The following is an 18,670-nucleotide window of genomic DNA, read 5'->3' as shown; positions in this document are numbered from 1 at the left end:
GGTCGGTCATGAGACCCCCAGCGCGGTCAGCGCCATGTCGATCAGCTTGATCCCGACGAACGGTGCCACGATGCCACCGAGCCCGTACACCAGGAGGTTGCGCCGGAGCAACGCCGCCGCGCCGAGTGCTCGATACGCCACACCGCGCAGCGCGAGCGGAATGAGTGCCACGATGATGAGCGCGTTGAAGATCACCGCGGAGAGCACCGCGCTCGTGGGTGAACCGAGATGCATCACGTTCAGGGTGTTCAGCACCGGATACGTCGTGGCAAACGCGGCCGGAATGATGGCGAAGTACTTCGCCACATCGTTCGCCAGCGAGAAGGTGGTCAACGCGCCGCGCGTCATCAGCATCTGCTTCCCCGTCTCGACCACTTCGATGAGCTTGGTCGGGTTGCTGTCGAGGTCGATCAGGTTGCCGGCCTCGCGCGCCGCCTGCGTGCCCGATTGCATCGCGAGGGCGACGTCGGCCTGGGCCAGCGCGGGCGCATCGTTGGTGCCATCGCCGGTCATCGCGACCAGGCGCCCGCCCTGTTGGTACTCACGGATCAGCGCGAGCTTCGCCTCCGGCGTCGCTTCGGCCAGGAAGTCGTCGACCCCAGCCTCGGCGGCGATGGCGGCCGCGGTCAGCGGATTGTCGCCGGTGATCATCACGGTCCGGATCCCCATGCGACGCAGCTCGTCGAAGCGCTCCCGCATGCCGCCCTTCACGATGTCCTTCAGCCGGACCACACCGAGGATGCGGGCGCCTTCGGACACCACGAGCGGTGTGCCGCCGGCGCGACCGATCTCCTCGATCGTCGCGAGGACGGCAGCGGGCATCGCCCCGCCCCCTCGTTGCACATGCCGGTTGATCGCGTCACTGGCTCCCTTCCGAAGCATCCGGCCGTCGACATCGATGCCGCTCATTCGCGTGGTGGCGGAAAACGGCACCGCCACGGCGCCGTCAGACACCGGAGGCACGGCGTACCGCTCGCCGGCCAGCGCGACGATGCTGCGTCCTTCGGGGGTTTCGTCACTGCCGGAGGCGAGGGCGGCCGCCAGCGCGAGTTCCTGTTCCGTCACGCCGGGGGCCGGAAGGAACGCCGTCGCCTGGCGATTCCCCAGCGTGATCGTCCCCGTCTTGTCGAGCAGCAGCACGTCGACATCGCCCGCCGCCTCGACGGCGCGGCCTGAGCGCGCCACCACGTTCTTGCGGAGCATCCGGTCCATGCCGGCGATGCCGATGGCCGAGAGGAGCCCGCCGATCGTGGTCGGAATGAGGCAGACGAGCAGGGCAACCAGCACCGTGAGCGAGACCACCGATCCGGCCCCGGCCCCGGCGACCGCGAACGCCGAGTAGGGGCGCAGGGTCACCGTCACCACCAGGAAAACGAGCGTCAACGCCGCGAGGAGAATGTCGAGCGCAATTTCGTTCGGCGTCTTCTGCCGCTTGGCCGCTTCGATGAGCCCGATCATCCGGTCGAGGAACGACTCGCCGGGATCGACGCTGATGCGGATGATGAGCCAGTCGGAGAGCACTGTGGTGCCGCTGGTGACCGCGCTGCGATCGCCGCCCGATTCGCGGATGACCGGGGCGCTCTCGCCGGTGACGGCGCTCTCGTCGACGGAGGCCACCCCTTCGATGACTTCGCCATCGCCGGGGATCAACTCGCCGGCGGCCACGATCACCACGTCACCTCGGCGCAGCTCACCGGCGGACTTGGCCACCAGCGTGAAGCGATCGGTGGGGTCGGGCAGCACCCGCGCCAGCGTCTCGGAGCGGGTGCGCCGCAGCGACGCCGCCTGCGCACGACCCCGCCCCTCGGCCATCGCCTCGGCGAAGTTGGCGAAGAGCAGCGTGAACCAGAGCCAGGCGGCGATCGTGATGATGAAGCCAGCCGGCGCATCTGCGCTCCCTGCCAACGCCAGCACCGCGAGGCCGGTGACGAAGAGTGACCCGACCCAGACGGTGAACATCACCGGATTTCTGGCCTGGTGGCGCGGGTGCAGCTTGCGCACCGCGTCGAGCAGCGCCGTGCGCACCAGCGCCGGATCGAAGAGCGATGACTGCGTCTCGTGGTGACTCACGGTGCCACTCCTGCCGCAACCATCTGCAGCTGTTCAACGATCGGCCCGAGGGCCAGGGCGGGGACGAAGGTCAGCGCCCCAACCAGCAGCACCGTCCCGACCAGCAAGCCCACGAAGAGCGGAGTGTGGGTGGGCAACGTCCCCGAGGAGGGCGGCACCGACTTCTTGGCGGCGAGCGCCCCGGCGAGGGCCAGCACGGGAATCGCGATGAAGAAGCGGCCCGCGAACATCGCGATGCCGAGCATCGAGTTGTAGAACGGCGTGTCCGCGCCCAGGCCGCCGAAGGCAGAACCGTTGTTGTTCGCCGCCGACGAGAGCGCGTAGAGCACCTCACTGAAGCCGTGCGCGCCGGGGTTGAACACACCAGCGCGTCCGAGCGCCGTCGCGACGGCGAGCGCCGTCCCCACCAGCACCATCAGGCAGGGGACGAGGATGCCGACCATCGCCATCTTCATCTCGAAGGCCTCGATCTTCTTGCCGAGATACTCCGGCGTCCGACCGACCATCAGGCCCGAGACGAACACCGCCACCAGCGCGAAGAGGAGCATGCCGTAGAGGCCCGAGCCCACGCCGCCGAAGACCACCTCGCCAAGCTGCATCAGGACCATCGGCGCCATCCCGCCCAGCGGCGTGAACGAATCGTGCATCGCGTTCACCGAGCCGTTGGACGCCGCGGTGGTGGTCACCGCCCAGAGTGCCGAGTTGGTGATCCCGAAGCGGACCTCCTTCCCTTCCATGTTGCCACCCGGCGTGAGCTCGGAGCCCCCGAGCGCCGCACCGGCCGACGCGAGCGCCGGTGTCCCGGCCTGTTCCGCCGGCCAGGTCACCGCCAAGGCGCCCGCGAAGATGATCGACATCGCGGCCAGCAAGGCCCACCCCTGCCGCTTGTCGCGCAGAAGGGTGCCGAAGGCGAAGACGCAGGCGGCCGGAATCAGCAGGATCGAGACGAGCTGGACCAGGTTGCTGAACGGTGTCGGATTCTCGAGCGGATGGGCCGAGTTGACGTTGAAGAAGCCGCCGCCGTTCGTGCCGAGCTGCTTGATCGCGACTTGCGAGGCGGCAGGCCCGACGGGAATCACCTGGGTGGTCGCGGTGGCCTGGTCGAGGGGCGTGACCGTGAGCCGAGCGTCCAGCGTCTGGACGACACCCTGCGAGGCGAGCAGCAGGGCGACCACCGTGGCGAGCGGCAGCAAGAGGTGCAGCGTGACGCGGGTCAGGTCGACCCAGAAGTTGCCGATCGTGGCGGTCTCCCGCCGAACGAATCCTCGCGTCAACGCGGCGAGCACCGCGATCCCCGACGCCGCCGAGACGAAGTTCTGTGCCGTGAGGCCAAGCATCTGCGTGAGGTGGGAGAGGGTGACCTCGCCGCCGTACGCCTGCCAGTTGGTGTTGCTGACGAACGACCACGCCGTGTTGAAGGCGAGATCCGGGTCGACCGCCCCGAGACCAGCGGGGTTCAGTGGAAGCGCGCCCTGGAGGCGCTGCAGCAGGTACACGACGGCAAAGCCCGCCGCCGAAAAGAGGACGAGGGCGGTCGCGTAGCGGCGCCAGGTCATCTCGTCGTCGCGGCCGGTGCCCGCGAGACGCAGGAGGGCGCGCTCTACCGGATCGAGCAGACGGGAGAAGATGGTGCGCGACCCATCGAGCACCCGGGCGAGGTGCCTGCCAAGCAGGGCGCCACCGCCAATCACCAGGACGGCAAAGATGCCGACCTGCAACCAACCGTTGGGGGTCATTGGAACCACTCCGGCTTGAGGAGGGCCGCGACGAGGTACACCGCCAGGGCGGCGGCGGCGACGGCCCCGACGACGAGGGCGGCGCTCATCCGAGCCGCCGGGCAAGGGTGATGGCGCCCAGACCCAGGGCGACCAGCATCGCGGCAACCAGGCACATCACGAGATCGGGCATCACACCATCCGGAAGAGGACGATGGGATGTTACCGAGCAATCGATCAGTGCGTCGTATGAAGTGGAGAGCGGAGGGTCAAGAAAAGATCAAGACGCGGTCGGGCTGGCTCCCCCGAGAATGCCGCGCCACTTCCCCTGGCGGAAGCGGAGGATGCTCAGGGTGCAACGGGTGGCATGCCCCGCGAGGATCGCGCCCCAGACGTGGAGCGGCTCGAGCGTGGTCACGCTGCGAATCGACCAGCAGATCCCGAGCGGCACGACCACCTGGGAGACAATCGAGATGAAGAGCGGGCTCTTGGTGTCACCCGCGCCCTGCAACCCACCGGTGAAGGCGAGCGCCGTCGCGATGAAGACGCCGGACACCGACAGGACGCGCAACAGCTGCACGCCAAGCACCACGGCCTCGGCATCGCGCATCCCGAAGACCGCGAGCAACTGCGCCGGGAAGAAGAGGAACAGCAGCCCCACTGCCGAGGCGCCGAGCGCGGCGAATCGGGCGGCGACCTTGACACCGGCATCGGCGCGTTCCGGTTGCCCCGCCCCGATGTTCTGCCCGACCACCGTGGCGGCAGCGCCCATCAGGCCGACGGACGTCCAGGTGATGAACGAGAAGAGCTGCCCGTACGAGACCGCATAGGCCGCCTGCGCTGGCGCGCTCGCCGCCAGCGACCCGATCACGGACAACAGGAGCACGCCACCGACGTTCATCGCGATCCCCTGGATCCCGGTCGGCAAGCCGAAGCGAAAGAGCGAGCGGATGATGGTGAAGTCGAGGCGATACCCCATCCCCTTCGGGAAGGCCACGACCCACCCGCCATGCCAGAGTCGCCAGAGGCCGTATCCACCAACAATGGCCGAGGCGAGGACCGTCCCCATCGCCGCACCAGCGGTGCCATACGCGGGAATGGGACCGAGGCCGCGGATCAGGATCGAATTGAAGGTCACGTTGAGGAGTGTCATCGCGACGCCCAACCGCATCGGCGTTCGCGCGTCGCCCGCGGACCGCAGCGCGCCACTCAGCATGAAGAAGATCAACATTCCCACCGAGAAGAGGCAGGAGATTCGCAAGTACGGCAACGCCTCGGCCTGCACCGCCGCCGTCGCATTCACGAAGCGCAGCAACGCTGGCGCCGTGAAGTACCCGATGGGTGCCAGCACACCCAATGACAGCGCGATCGCCGTGATGAAGGCCTGATAGACGACCCGGTCCGCACCCAGGGCGTCACGCGCACCAACGTGGCGCGCCACGAGGATGCTCATCCCGGTGAAGAGCGACATGATGAAGACGATGACGACGATGAAGATCTGGTTCGCCACGCCGATGGCGGCGTTGCCGGTGAAGCCGACATAGTGGCCCACCATGACGTGGTCGACGAGGCCCTGCAGACCTCCAATGATGTTGGTGAGCATGGCGGGCCACGCGAGCTTCCAGACGGCGGCCTGCAGCGGACCTTCCACGATGGAGCGGTCGAAGGCGCGCTGTTTCGGGGGCGCGGGGGTGGCATCGGGGGAGGGCACGGAGGAGAATCTACGCGGGGAGAGGCCAAGACGAAGGGGGGCCGCGCCGCGAGACGTGGTCCCCCTTCGGGGCCGCAGCCTGACGGCGGCGGCTGGGTATGCGCTGTGGAGCTACGGTGTAAGGGCGCGGCCTGCCGCGCCCGCTACGCCGATCTCAGCCACACTCCGAAAATCCGCAGACATGGCACTTCATGCACCCCTCGGCGAACTCCAGCTGCGAGCCGCAGTCCGGGCACGCGCCGGTGAGGGTCTCCGGCATCCCGCCGCCGAGCATCATCTGCTGGCCATCCTGGATGACGGCGATGGGCTGGCTCGGCACGGCGGTCTCGGCCGTGGTGGTCAGCAGGTCCACCTGGACGCCCTGCTTGTCCGACATGTACCGCTCCAGCGCGATGCCGACGGCATCCGGCACGGAGAGGACCTTGTTCGGGCCGACCCCGATGGCACGGTCGGAGGAGATGCCGCGGAGCTGGCGGTAGACCTCCTTGATCGGGATGCCCGAGCGGAGCGCGAGGGAAACGAGACGGCCGATGGCCTCGACGTCAGCCATCAGCGCGCCGCCGGCCTTGCCGAGCGACATGAAGACCTCGAAGGGCTGACCCTTCTCGTCCTCGGTGATGGTGACATAGAGATCGCCGAGCGGCGTCTGCAGCCGGCGCACCGCGCCCTTCAGGAGCTCCGGGCGCGAACGCTTCTGCCGGCGCTGCAGGTTCTCGCTCTCGAGCTCGTGGACGACCTGGCGCAGCCGGGCGATTTCGGCATCGGCCTCGGCGAGCGCACCAGCGCGCTCCGCGGCGACTTCGCGCGTGGTCATCCCCTCTTCGCTGCCCGACATGTCGAGGTCGGCGCGCGCCGAGGCCTTCCCTTCGGCGGTGGCCTGCTCTGCCACCTTCTTGGCCGTGGTGCCCGTCGAGAGCACCTGCATGTCGCGCGAGCCATCACGGTACACCGTGACGCCCTTGCACCCGAGCTTGTAGGCCATCCGGTAGATCTCCTCGACGTACTCCTCCGTCGCATCATGCGCGAAGTTGCAGGTCTTGGAGATGGCGGAGTCGTTGTGCTCCTGGAACGCCGCCTGCATCTGGATGTGCCACTCGGGCGCGATGTGGTTGGCGGTCACGAAGACGCGCTGCCACTTCACCGGCACCTCGGGGAAGTTGATGTGCCCCTCGGCGGCGATGCGACGCATCAACTCCTCGCTGTGCCACCCCTCCCGCTTGGCGACGGCGAGGAAGTCCTCGTTCACGTCCGGCATCAGCACGCCGGCCTGGTTGCGCATGAACGCCACGGCGAAGAGCGGCTCGATCCCGGACGAACAGCCGGCGATGATCGAGATCGTCCCGGTCGGTGCGACCGTGGTGACGTTGCAGTTGCGCAGCTTCTTCATCGGGCGAATGCGCTTGCCATTGGCATCGCGGGCGCAGCTCTTGTCCGGCCCCCAGATGCTCTTCTCCCACTCGGGGAAGACGCCACGGATGCTCGCGAGCCGCTCCGACTCCACCTTCGCTTCGTCGTCGACGAACGCCTGCAGCTTCCGACCCAGTTCGACCGCTTCGGTCGAGTCGTACGGAACGCCCATGCGAATGAAGAGGTCGGCGAGGCCCATGACGCCGAGACCGATCCGACGGATCCGGTTGGCGAGGTCGGTGATCTCGGGGAGCGGATACGCGTTTGCGTCGATGACGTTTTCGAGGAAATGCGTCGTCAGGTGCACGACCCGGCGCAGCCCCTCCCAGTCAATCGCGCCGTCGACCACGAACTCGGCCAGGTTGATCGAGCCGAGATTGCAGACGTCGTACGGCAGCAGCGGCTGCTCACCACACGGATTGGTGGCTTCGTACGCGCCGAGGTGCGGCACCGGGTTGTAGTGGTTGGCGCGGTCGATGAAGAACACCCCCGGCTCGCCGGTCTTCCAGGCGCCGTGGACGATGCGCGACCAGACTTCGGACGCCTGCAGTTCGCCGACGACGTGCTTGGTGCGGGGGTCAACCAGGTTGTACGACTCCCCCTTCTCCAGCGCGGTCATGAAGGCATCGGTGATGCCGACCGAGATGTTGAAGTTGGTGATCTTGGTGATGTCGGACTTGCAGGCGATGAAGTCGAGGACGTCCGGATGGTCGACCCGGAGAATTCCCATGTTGGCGCCACGACGCGTCCCACCCTGCTTCACGACGTCGGTTGATGCGTCATACAACGACATGAACGAAATCGGCCCCGACGCGACGCCCATCGTCGAGCGGACGATGTCGTTCCGCGGCCGGATGCGCGAGAACGAGAAGCCGGTGCCGCCGCCGGACTGGTGCACCAGCGCCATGGCCCGGAGGGTGTCGTAGATGCCGCTTTCGCCATTCGAGAGGGTGTCGTCGACCGGGAGGACGAAGCACGCGGAGAGCTGCCCCAGGGGGCGGCCGGCGTTCATGAGGGTCGGCGAGTTCGGCATGAACAGCCGCTTCGCCATCACCTCGTAGAACGCTTCGGCGAGCGCGTCCACGGCGCCCGCCGAGGCCCCATACGTCGCATCCGGAGCCGCGATCGTGGTGGCCACCCGCCAGAAGAGATCCTCGGACTGCTCCACCGGAGCGCCGGTCTCGTCCTTCAGCAGGTAGCGCTTCTCGAGCACCGTGATCGCGTTGGGCGACAGTTCAACTGCGCTCCGGTCTGGAGACGAATCCATGGGACCTCTCAAAATGTGGCAGATGGTGATCGACGAAGTCATGCAGGGCGTGCCAGTCACCCGCTAACGGGCACCCCAATCCCGGGGGCACGACCGAGGCCGGACTTCGGAAGAGATCCGGCTCGGCACGCGTGCCAAGGGAGAGCAAACTACGGGTCAGGCGACGGGGGGGCAATGCACCAAAAAGGCGAGGTAGAATCTGGCTCAGGAGAATTCACATCACAAATCAACCACTATGAATGTTTTTCCACATTCGGGCGTGCCGACGCGCCTGTTCCACATAGTGCGACCAGGTCCCCTCCCGCCGGCCGGCGAGCAGCTCGTCGACCGGCCGCGTGGCGCGGGCGGGGCTCCCCACCGCCAGCATCCCGGCGGGGATGACCCGCCCTTCGGGGACCAGCGCGCCCGCGGCCACAATCGCCCCGGCCTCGACCACCGCCCCGTTCAGCAGGATGGCCCCCATCCCGATCAGCGCCCCGTCCATCACCGTGCAACCATGGAGGATGGCCCGATGCCCGACGCTCACCCGGTCGCCAATCCGGCAGGGGACGCCGGCATCGACATGGACCATGGTCAGGTCCTGGATATTGGTCGCACGGCCGATGACAATCCGGTCGTTGTCGCCCCGCAGCACGCAGCCGTACCAGATGGAGCTGTCCGCGCCGATCTCGACATCACCCACGACGGTGGCCCCAGGAGCGACCCACGCCCCCGGATCGATCGTGGGCTGCCCGAACTCGCTCCCTGATTCAGTCACGGATGGTCAGCCCTCGACGACGACTGGTTCGACTGCCTCCCCCTTCGACCACCAGTTCGAGAATGTAGTTGCCTGCCTCCAACCCACCCAACGCCAGCGCCCGACGAAGCCGCGAGCGCTCCCCGTCGAGGGGCGTCCGTTCGCTCAGCGCGATGGCATCGCGGCCGCCCCCGAGCAGTTTCGCGAGGCCACTCCGTTGCCGAGTCACGGTGATCCTGACCTGGTACTCCGTGCCCAGTTGCGCGCCATACGTCTCGGCATAGACGGTCACCGTGTCGTTCGCCGAGTACACCGGCACGGGGTCGAGCCATGCCGTGTCGGCCTCGGTCACGGCCCAGGAGAGGCCGCGGGTCGGTTGACCGATCAAGAGTGCCGAGAGCTCCAGGCTATCGCCGAGCACCGCAGGGACGCGGAGCGAGTCACCGGGGAAGATCGAACCGGTCCGCGGCGAGATTTGCACCCCGACACGAACCTTGTGATCGCCGGGCGGCACCACCACTTCCGCCCGCAACGCCACCTGGCGAACCCCGGCCACCGGGCGACGCACCAGCTGCACCGTGTCGAGCGATGCCACCGCCTGCCCGGTCCGCGTGAAGAAGCCGCCGCGCAACGCCACCGACACCGGTCCCGTCCCCGGTTGCGCCCGGAGCGCCTCGGCGTCGACGGCGTACACCATGTGGACCAGGGGAAGCCCATCGCGCGAGCCGACCGCGTACCACTGCACGCGCCCAGGCAGTGCCACGTCGTACTGCCGCTCCCAGCCATCCGATTGCGTCGCGATCGCGAGACTCCGGCGCGACCGCACCTGCTCCTCCTGCCGCAACATGTCGCGCGTGTACTCGCCAGCGAAGAGCAGGCGCGTCAACCCCGGCACCTCCCGCGAGCGCACCTCCAGCTCCGTCTGCGCGATGTCGAGATCAAAGATGCTCGGCACGGCACGGAAGTCCGCCTGATCCTCGCGGGCCAGAAAGTGGAGCACCAAATCGCCGTCGGGGCGCCGGTACAGCCAGGTCTCGCTGCCGTAGGTCCGCTCGAGTGCGTCGGTGGTGTTGCGCCGGCGGTCGGGTGCCCAGACGATCCGGCGCGCGGGCTCGCCCTGGCGCAGGTAGACGATGCCACGATCGTCGAGCTCCTGATCGGTGCTGCGAAAGATTTCGAGACCGAATCGATAGCGTCGTCGGAAGGGAGGCAACCGAAACTGCTTCAGCGCGACCTGCCACCGTCGATAGTGCTCGCCAAGTCTGGCGCCGGCTGGGCGGAGGTCGAGGGCGTCACGATTGTGCCAGAACTCCCGCAGCCAGGTGACCCGCGCCGGGCCGCTCAGCGAGTCGAACGCGACCAGCACGGTATCGTCGACGATCGGCTCGAGGTCGCGGCGATACATGGTCACCACCTCGTGGTCGTCTCCGCCCGCCCCTGCGAAGTAGGCCGCCGAGAATTCGCGCTCCCCACCGAGCGTGCGCGTGGTCGGCTCGCCCGGGAGCAACGGTAGCGTGCGTGCGAGTTCAAGCCAGGCCATGCTCGATCGGAAACCGACCTGCAGCGCGCGACGAAAGGCCAGCACGGCTGAGTCTGGCGAGCCCGCGAGGCGCTCGAGTCGTCCACGCTCCAGCAACAGTTCGCCCGTCCAGCTCACCGGTGAGGCCATGCCGACCCGAAGCGCCGCCAAGGCCCCGCCGAGGGGCGCGTCGATGCGGGTATCGCGCGCCGTGATGGCGAACTCCACCAGCCCGTCGGTGAAGCTCGGGTCGAGGCTCACGGCCTTGGCGAACGCGGTGCCGGCCATGCGATGCCGATCGGCGCCGATCATCGCGTAGAGGCCACCCGCGAATCCTTCGGCCCGGTCCGGTGCGGCGGAAGCGGTGAGGCCGATTCCGAACCATGGCCACGGCCAGGTTGGCGCCAACTCCGCCGCCCACTCGAACTCGGAGTACGCGTCGTCCCAGTGCCGTCCCCCGAGCTGATCAGCGAGCCGCAGGGCAATCAGCCCGAGGCGCAAATGCACCATCGGATCATCGCGCCGGGTCCGGGCGTGGTCGATCTCCCGTGACTCGAGGGTCCGGAGGGCGACCGTGTCACGAGCATAGGTGAGCGAATCGCGCAGCCTGGTGAGCGCATCGCGTTGCTGCGGGCTTTGCGCGCGCGCCGACGGCGCCGCGACCAAGGCGACGAGCAACGACACCGCGAGTCCGACCAGACGGACCCTCATTTGACGACGGCGAACTCCCGATGCCGGACGACCGGAGCGTGCCCTGGGGCGGTCACGGTGACTTCGAGTCGGTAGTCACCGGGCTCGAGGCGGCTGACGTTGAACTCGCGGTCGATCGCGGCCACACCCCCGCGCGTCTCACCGCTGAAGCTGAGGCTGAGGGCGGCCTTTTCCCGCGTGCCGAAGAGGCCGGAGGTGGCCGCGCGGATCACGGCGAGCTTCACCTGATATGGCGTCCCGGCCTTGAGGCCGGCGAGTTCGAAGTAGAGTTGCATCGGCGAGGCGCGCGAGAAGCGGCGCATCGGATTGACCCAGGCGGTGTCACCCGTGATCGTCGGCACCGCCAATGGCACGGTGCGCGAGCCGAGCACCAGGTCGGAGAGCACCAGTGTGGTACCGCTCGCCGGCACGACGCGCACCGCATGGGGGGGCGTCACGATCCCGCGATGATCCGTCTCGACCGCCAGCTGCACCGTGTAGTCGCCAGGCGGCACGGCCACCGGAGTGCGCCCGAGCAGGTACTCGCCCGGGGCGAGCGCCCCCCGCGTCCGGAAGGTTCGCACCGTGTCGACCGTCGCAACCACCTCGCCACGAGCGTCGCGCACCGCCCCGCGCAGCCGCACGCGGTACAGGGCGCCCTGGACAGTGACTGTTGGCGTCAGCGCCCGTCCGGGAATCGCAAACGCCAATTGCAGCATCCGGCCCGTCGGAGCCTCGCCGACCGCGACCACGTCCACCGAGGCCTCCAGCGGCAATTCAAAGTTGAGGACCCACGTGGTCCCGGACGCGATACTGCGCGCCCCGACCGCCCGCTCCACCGGCTGCAGCGCGGCGGCGCCATCGCGCCCTTCATTGAACAACCTGGTGTAGATGGGCGCGATCGTTTCGCGCGACAGAAAGAGCTCCTGCATCGTCTGCGCCGTCAGGGAGGCACCGTACGTCTCGATCAGCGGTCGACCGTTGCTGGCCGTGTCCTTGGGTGTGGCCATCAGGCGCGCCTGCCCGCTCAGCGCGAACAGGTCGACGACACTCTCGACCGACACAGCATCCTTGCGTCCCTTCGGGACCACGAAGTGGAAGAGCAGCGTGTCGCCATCGACCCGGCCCGGGTACGACCACGATTCGTTCTCCAGCATCCCCGGCAAATTCAATGTCGTGCGCCCGATCGGCGCGCCGTGCAACACGACCACCACGCCGCGCGCGTCGAATTCGCGGCTGCCGTCGCGCATGCCGCGCAGCGTGATTGGTGGCGGCGTGGAATCGACGCGCCGGTAGTTGGAGCGCGCAATCTCGAGGCGGAGGTAATGGTCCCGCAGCCGCTCCGCCGTGACGGGGAGCCCGCTGACTTCCTGCACGTCCCAGAAGCGGCGCGCGATCGCGACCCGGGCGGCCCCGGTGGCGTCCATCATCGCCTGCAAGGTCGAATCCGGCATCACCAGGACGAGGTCATCGTGCAACCGCGCGAGGACCGCGCCTCGGCACCGCCAAGTGCCGCGTACCAGGGCGCCAGCCCGCCGAGTTGGCCGGAGGTGAATCGCGTCTGGGCCAACTCGAGCTGCACCTCGGCGTCGGTCGTTTCGCGACGCGCCAGTGGTTCCAACAATGCCAACGCGACATCGCCTCGGCCTGATTGCCGCTCGATCACTGCGCGCAGCAACTGCACGTCGCGCAGTCCACCGGCCGGCCCGCCAGCAGATTGCCGTAGCGCTTCCCGTGCCACCGCCACCAGCCGCGCCTCGCCCTTCGCCAAGGCCTCGCGACCGAATTGCACCAACCCTTCGGCGCGGAGCGAGTCGAGCCCGGCCGAGGTGGCGAGTTTCGTGGCGGCCTCGAGCTCCGGGTCGACGCCGGTCAGCTTGCGGAAGGCGGCGAGGACCCCGATATCGGCCGCCTGCGCCCCCAGCTGCGCGAGTGCCTGCCCGTACCAGGCGATCCACCATCCCGGCTTGAGGGTGACGGTGGTGCCGAATTCGTCGTAGGCATCCTCGTAGTGCCGCATCTCGCCGGTCACCTCGCCCAAGCGCAGCGCGATCAAGCCGAGTTGCAGGTGGAGCGACGGGTCGTCGCGCTGGGTGCGCACCACGGCGATCGCGAGCTGCTCCAACCGGCGGAGGGAATCGGCACTCCCCACCAGGCCGACGGTTTGCCGAAGGTCGCGCAACGCCGGTGGCCCGCCCCCCTGCGCGGCCAGTGGCGCGGCAACCAGGAGGGCAAGGAACGGGAGGGATCGGAGGGCGTGCAGTCCAGTCATTTGACGACCGTGATTTCCTGCTGGCGAGTCACCTTCTCCCCCGCGGGGGTCGAGACCGTCACTTCCACGAGATACGTCCCGGGACGGACTTCGTCGAGGGCAAGTTCCCGATGCACCACAAGCAGACCTCCCGGATGCACACCGTCGGCGGCCACGCGCAACGCCGCCCCGCCCCCGAAGAGTCGCGAGAGTGCCGACCCACCCGGCCGCACGATGCGCACCTCCGTGCGATAGGCGCTGCCCGCGAGGACGCCGCTCACCTCAAAGGTCAACTGCATCGCCTCACTGCGCCGGAAGCTGGCAAGCGGGTTGAGCCACGTCGTATCGCCAGGTGAGGGAACCCAGAAGAGCCGCACGGACCGCGTGCCGACGACGAGGTCCGAGAGACCAAGCGCCGGGCCTGTCGGTGACGTCACCACCACCGTGTCCCGCCGACTGCCGATGCCGGCCGGACCTTGTTCGAGCGACGCACGCACGGTGAGCCGGCCGGCCGGCACTCGGAGGGCCTGGCGTCCGAGCAGTTGCTCGGTGGCGGCCGCCGGCTCCTTCACGAGGAAGCGTCGGACGGTGTCGAGCGTGGCGACGAGCGCACCGTCGAGATCGAGGATGGTGGCCCGAAGGCGGACCTCGGCGATGTCACCACCAGGACCGGTCTCGAGGTTGAGCCCCTTGGTGGGCATGGCGAACGCGATCTGCAGCTGCGCGCCGGCGCTGTCGGCTCCGGCTGCCGCGACAAAAATCGTCGCGTCGAGCGCGCGCCGAAAGCGCAGCGGCCAACTGTCGGTGCGCGTCCCGATGGCAATGCTCTTCCGGCCAACTGCCCGCTCCTCGGTTTGCAGCATCGTGCCCCCTCCTCGCGCGGCCCCCAGCATCCGGGAATAAAGTTGGCCGAGCGGTTCACGGGAACGCACCAGTGCCTCCGCCTGACCGGACGATGACAATTGCCCCGAGTCGCGCGCCTGCATCGCCCCCACGAAGCCGAGAATGTCGAGCACGCTCTCGACGAGTCGGAAATCCTGCACGTCCTGACGCGCGACGAAATGGAAGACGAGGTCGCCGGTCGTCCGCTGGTAGCGCCACGACTCGTTCGGCTCGATCCCGGGCACGTTGTACTGCACGCGCTGGTCCGGTGCCCCGTGGCGCACGTAGATCACGCCACGATCGTCGAAGTCGTCCTGCGTGGAGCGGTAGCGTTCCTGGATGTCGTATTGCCGCCGCCGTGACACGAGGCGGAAGTTCCGCTGAGCATGATCGAGCCGGGCGTAATGTTCGCGGAGGCGCCCACCGGTGCGCTGCAGCTCGTCGTGATCGCGTCGCTCGAAGAACGTCCGCACCAGCGTGACCCGCGCGGTCGGCGCGGCGGCATCAAACGAGGCGAGCGTGGTCGCGGGCATCAGCACGGCAAGGTCCCGACGGTACATCGCGAGGACCGCCCCCTCGGCCAGCCCGAGCCCGCGATACCACGGCTCGCCGCCATCGAGCCGGCCAAGGGCGAAACGCGCCCGCGCCTGCTCCAGCAGCCCCTCGACATTGATCCGGTCGAGGGCGAGCAGCGCGTCGGCCGCCGCCAGGGCGGAGTCGGCGCTGCCCACTTCGCGCTCGACCCGCGCGCGCGCCAACAGCACGTCGGGGTGGCGCGCGGCCGGCGTGCGGGATGCGCGACGCAACGCCGCGAGCGCCACATCCATTCGGGCGTTCACGATCTGTCGCAGGGCGGTGTTGCTCAACTCGACCAGCCCGATGACGAACGACGGGTCGACCTCGGCGCTGCGCGCGAAGGCATTGGCTGACCGGGTCAGCGCATCCTTGCCCAACATCGTCTTGAGGCCGGCCACGGGCGAGAAGTCGGAATCGCCGACGCCGAGCTCGGCCAGACCGAGTCCGAACCAGCCGTACGGCCAGGTCGGTTGCAGCGTCGTGGCCCACTGGAATTCCGACGCGGCGTCATCGTAGTGCTTCTTCCCGCCGACCTCTCCGAGTCGAACCGCCACGAAGCCGAGCCGGAGATGTACCATCGCGCTGTCGCGATCCCGACGCGCCTGGCCCATCCACTGTTTTTCCAAGGCGAGGAGCGGGACGGAATCGGTGACCCGCGCGAGCGAATCGCGCAGCGCCGCGAGCTCGCGACGCGCCGCCGGACCCTGTGCCGCCGATTGTCCCGTCAGCAGCAGGAACAACAGGGGGAGCAGGGTCGCGCAGCGGCAGGGGCGGGCCATGGTCACTCGGGGCGGTTGGGGGAGGCTGCGGATTGGGGACGCCTGGCCGGGTCGTTCGTGGACAGTGTGGCGTGGCCCAGAAAGGTACGCAGTCCGGCGACGATCGCGTCGGCGTACCGTTGCTGACCCTCAGCCGTCCGCATCGCGGCCTCCTGCAGCGGGATCATGAGGAACAACCCCTCGGCGAGTACCGCTGGGTACCACGTCGGGCGGACCATCGCGAGGTCGCCGCGCGCGACGCCGAGGTTGCGCAGTCCGAGCCGACGCACGAGCTCCTCCTGAATGGCCTGGGCGAGCTCGATCGATTGCGGATGCTGGAAGAAAGTGCTGCTGCCGTTGTTGGTGAAGGGGTTGATCCCGTCGGGCAGCGCGTTGAGATGAATCGACACCAGCACGTCGGCATCGAGGGAGTCGGCGATGGCGACGCGCTGCCAGAGTTCCACTGGCCCGGCGTCCCGCCGCGTCAGGGAGACGACGGCCCCCAGTGCGCGGAGTCGGTCCGCGGCGATGCGTGCCACCGCCAGCGTTGCCTCCGGCTCGCAGAGCCCAGTCGGGCCACAGGCGCCCACGGGTGGATGCCCCGGGTCGAGCACGATGCGCCGGCCCTTCAGTGGATTGACGCGATCGACCGTCGGCGGCTGCCGGAACTCGAAGAGCAGATCGCCACGATCGACGCGCACGCGCCATCCCCAGAGCGGCTGGGCGAACGACAACTCCATCTCGACCCGATCCGTCGCCACCTGATGCCAGCCAAGCCACCGCACGAATCGCCCGGTCACCGGGTACCGCGTCCAGTCGGCGTCGCCCGCGACGCCGAAGAGGGTGATGGTGAGACCAGCCGGGGTGGCACGCACCTGATGCGCGACCGGCGCGCTCAGGGGAATGCGGAGCCGTGCGCCGCTCGGCGTAGCGGACAGCGTCAACGACCCCATGACGGCGAGGCCGGGCAGCGCCATCCCGCGTTGCGGCGCCACCTCGGCGATCGGCACCCACGCGGTGGCACCCGAGGCAAGCCGCAACCGAACCAGGTCATCCTGACGCGCTTCCGCCGTGGCGACGGTGCCAACCGGAAAGAACCAGTGGTAGGTCCCGCCAGGGAGATTGCGGCCAATGACGACGCCATCGCGCTCGGCACCTAGCCTGGCCGGCTCATCCAGCCGGACGACGGCCGGACGCACCCCCTGACGACGCACGGTCAGCGGCCAGGGGAGTCGGGTTGTATCGGCCCCCACCACGACTTCGAGTTGCGGGATGGCGCCGGCTGGCGGCATGGCGACACGCAGCCAGTCGTCGCTGCCCGACGCGGTCTCGCCATCGAGTCGCGCGAGGTAGGTGGTCGCGATCGAACTGCGGTCGAGTCGACGCTCGTCCCGCTCGAAGGCGAGGACACTCGCCGCGGGTGGGTCGGCCACTGCGGCGGCGGCGAATGGCAGCGCACGGCCGTCAGGCAGCAGCAGGCGCACCGACGCCCCCGGCGCCGCGCGCACCCTGAGGGTGAGCGCCTCATCGACGGGGAGCCAGAATTGGGATCGCGGTTGGTTCGAGCCGGGCACCACCCACGCGCCGGTGCGGCGCACCCACCCGGCGCGGCGGAGGGGCAGCTCGCTCCGTACCACTCGACTCCCGAGTCGCGCCTCGAGGCGGATCACCACGGCGGAATCCTGGGGGACGGCGATCCAGGCGAGCCATGCGCCGTTGGGGGCCACGGGGACCGCCAGGCCGTTCACGGTCAGGGTTGCGGCGCCATCACCGACGTTTCCCATGAGAAACGTCGAGTCGGCGATATCGAGCACGCTTCCTGCTTTGGGATAGCGGACATCGAGCCGCAATTCCCCGTGGACAGCGGGGATCGGTGGCAACGGACGCTGGGCCTCGAGGCGGGCCGCCAGGACGAGTCCCAGCAGGGGAAGGGCTCGGAGCATCATCGTAAAACACATTCGGACCGTCACTTAGCAGAGTTTCGCGTTGACGTGCTTTGGGGGAGCGCCCTATCTTCCACCAGCCGGATCACGCGCTCATCAGAACTGGAGCCATGCCTACGTCGAACGTTCGCGCTTCCTTGTACGCTGTCACGGATCGGGGCCGTACGCGGGACCACAACGAGGACACCTTCCTCGTGGCGGACCTGGCGACCGGCGAGCCGATCCGTGAATCGCGTCCGGAAGCGCACACCGTCGGCGAGCGTGGCGCGCTCTACCTGGTCGCCGATGGCATGGGTGGCGCCGCCGCCGGCGAGATCGCCAGCGAGATGGCCGCCGTGGCCATCCACGAGCACATGGCCAGCGCGTGGCGCGAAGACGCCGACCACTCCGAGGACCGCTTCGCGCATCACCTGGTGCAGGCGGTCGAACGCGCGAACGAAATCCTCCATGCCTACGCCGGCGAGCATCACGAGGTCCGCGGCATGGGGACGACGGCCACGGTGGCCGGCGTACACGGCGACCGGCTGTACATCGCGCAGATCGGTGACTCGCGGGGGTATCTCGTCCGCGGCGACATCGCCCGCCAGCTGACCCGCGATCAATCGCTGACCCAGCGCCTCGTCGAGGTCGGCGAACTCACCGAGGAAGAAGCCGAGGCGAGCGAGCGGCGCAACATCATCCTGCAGGCCCTCGGCCCCGACTCCGACGTGCGGGTGGACCTCTCGTGGCAGTCGCTGCAACAGGGCGACGTGCTGATCATCTGCAGCGATGGGCTCTCGACCGTCGTCCGCCGCGACGAGATTGCCGAAGCGGTTCGCCAAGGAGCAGAACATCGAGCGGCTCTGCTCGCGCCTGGTCGCCCTCGCCAATGAACGGGGCGGCCCGGACAACATCACCGTGGTGGCGGTGCGCTTCGACGGCGACGGCCTGCCGTCGGCGAGCGACATCGAGCCGGGCTACCACGAGTTCCTCACCACCGACGAGCGCCCCGGCCTGCAGCCGACGGCCGCCTTCCCTGCCCCGCCGCGCCCCGCGGTCGTGCCAACGCCCGCGCCACGGAGCGGATCACCCACCGGCCTGACGTTGGTGGCGATCGCCGTCGCCATGGCCGTTCTGGCGATCGCCCTTCTCCTCAGCTGACGCCC

At 68.7% G+C, this 18,670-nt stretch carries 13 protein-coding genes; 2 read left to right on the top strand and 11 right to left on the bottom strand.

The window, feature by feature from the left end:
• Positions 1-6: 6 nt before the first annotated feature.
• The 11 genes from kdpB to IPG05_03565 form a co-directional block, all read right to left on the bottom strand.
• Positions 7-2,070 carry a potassium-transporting ATPase subunit KdpB gene (gene kdpB, locus IPG05_03615; protein MBK6494179.1) on the bottom strand — a complete coding sequence of 688 codons (2,064 nt, stop codon included), beginning with the start codon at positions 2,068-2,070 and terminating at the stop codon, positions 7-9.
• Entirely contained in the window at positions 2,067-3,806 is a 1,740-nt protein-coding gene (gene kdpA, locus IPG05_03610; GenBank protein ID MBK6494178.1) for a potassium-transporting ATPase subunit KdpA, read from the bottom strand. Before kdpA ends, kdpB begins: the two co-directional genes overlap by 4 nt.
• Positions 3,803-3,895, bottom strand: a complete 93-nt coding sequence (gene kdpF, locus IPG05_03605) for a K(+)-transporting ATPase subunit F (GenBank protein ID MBK6494177.1) — start codon at positions 3,893-3,895, stop codon at positions 3,803-3,805. Before kdpF ends, kdpA begins: the two co-directional genes overlap by 4 nt.
• 170 nt (positions 3,896-4,065) lie before the next feature.
• Positions 4,066-5,496, bottom strand: coding sequence for an MATE family efflux transporter (locus IPG05_03600; protein MBK6494176.1), 1,431 nt, complete (start codon positions 5,494-5,496; stop codon positions 4,066-4,068).
• Positions 5,497-5,650: 154 nt separating this feature from the next.
• Positions 5,651-8,170 carry a vitamin B12-dependent ribonucleotide reductase gene (locus tag IPG05_03595; GenBank protein ID MBK6494175.1) on the bottom strand — a complete coding sequence of 840 codons (2,520 nt, stop codon included), beginning with the start codon at positions 8,168-8,170 and terminating at the stop codon, positions 5,651-5,653.
• A 226-nt stretch (positions 8,171-8,396) separates the two neighbouring features.
• Positions 8,397-8,927, bottom strand: coding sequence for a gamma carbonic anhydrase family protein (locus IPG05_03590; protein ID MBK6494174.1), 531 nt, complete (start codon positions 8,925-8,927; stop codon positions 8,397-8,399).
• A complete protein-coding gene (locus IPG05_03585; protein ID MBK6494173.1) occupies positions 8,920-11,136 on the bottom strand; it encodes a hypothetical protein in 2,217 nt (738 codons plus the stop codon). The genes IPG05_03590 and IPG05_03585 overlap by 8 nt, the downstream gene beginning before the upstream one ends.
• On the bottom strand, positions 11,133-12,569 hold the full coding sequence (locus IPG05_03580; GenBank protein ID MBK6494172.1) for a hypothetical protein: 1,437 nt from the start codon (positions 12,567-12,569) through the stop codon (positions 11,133-11,135). Before IPG05_03580 ends, IPG05_03585 begins: the two co-directional genes overlap by 4 nt.
• A complete protein-coding gene (locus tag IPG05_03575; protein ID MBK6494171.1) occupies positions 12,569-13,387 on the bottom strand; it encodes a hypothetical protein in 819 nt (272 codons plus the stop codon). The genes IPG05_03580 and IPG05_03575 overlap by 1 nt, the downstream gene beginning before the upstream one ends.
• A complete protein-coding gene (locus tag IPG05_03570; GenBank protein MBK6494170.1) occupies positions 13,384-15,603 on the bottom strand; it encodes a GWxTD domain-containing protein in 2,220 nt (739 codons plus the stop codon). The genes IPG05_03575 and IPG05_03570 overlap by 4 nt, the downstream gene beginning before the upstream one ends.
• A 2-nt stretch (positions 15,604-15,605) precedes the next feature.
• Positions 15,606-17,528, bottom strand: a complete 1,923-nt coding sequence (locus IPG05_03565) for an N-acetylmuramoyl-L-alanine amidase (GenBank protein ID MBK6494169.1) — start codon at positions 17,526-17,528, stop codon at positions 15,606-15,608.
• A gap of 134 nt (positions 17,529-17,662) precedes the next feature.
• On the opposite strand from IPG05_03565, the gene IPG05_03560 reads away from it, so the two are divergent.
• Positions 17,663-18,397 (top strand): serine/threonine-protein phosphatase, encoded by a 735-nt coding sequence (locus IPG05_03560; protein MBK6494168.1) that lies wholly within the window; start codon positions 17,663-17,665, stop codon positions 18,395-18,397.
• Entirely contained in the window at positions 18,327-18,665 is a 339-nt protein-coding gene (locus tag IPG05_03555) for a hypothetical protein (GenBank protein ID MBK6494167.1), read from the top strand. Before IPG05_03560 ends, IPG05_03555 begins: the two co-directional genes overlap by 71 nt.
• Positions 18,666-18,670 lie beyond the last annotated feature (5 nt).

The sequence above is a fragment of the Gemmatimonadota bacterium genome, assembly GCA_016704275.1.
GTDB lineage: Bacteria > Gemmatimonadota > Gemmatimonadetes > Gemmatimonadales > GWC2-71-9 > Palsa-1233.
Note: the sequence above shows the minus strand (reverse complement) of the source record. Positions and strands in the feature narration are given on the sequence as shown.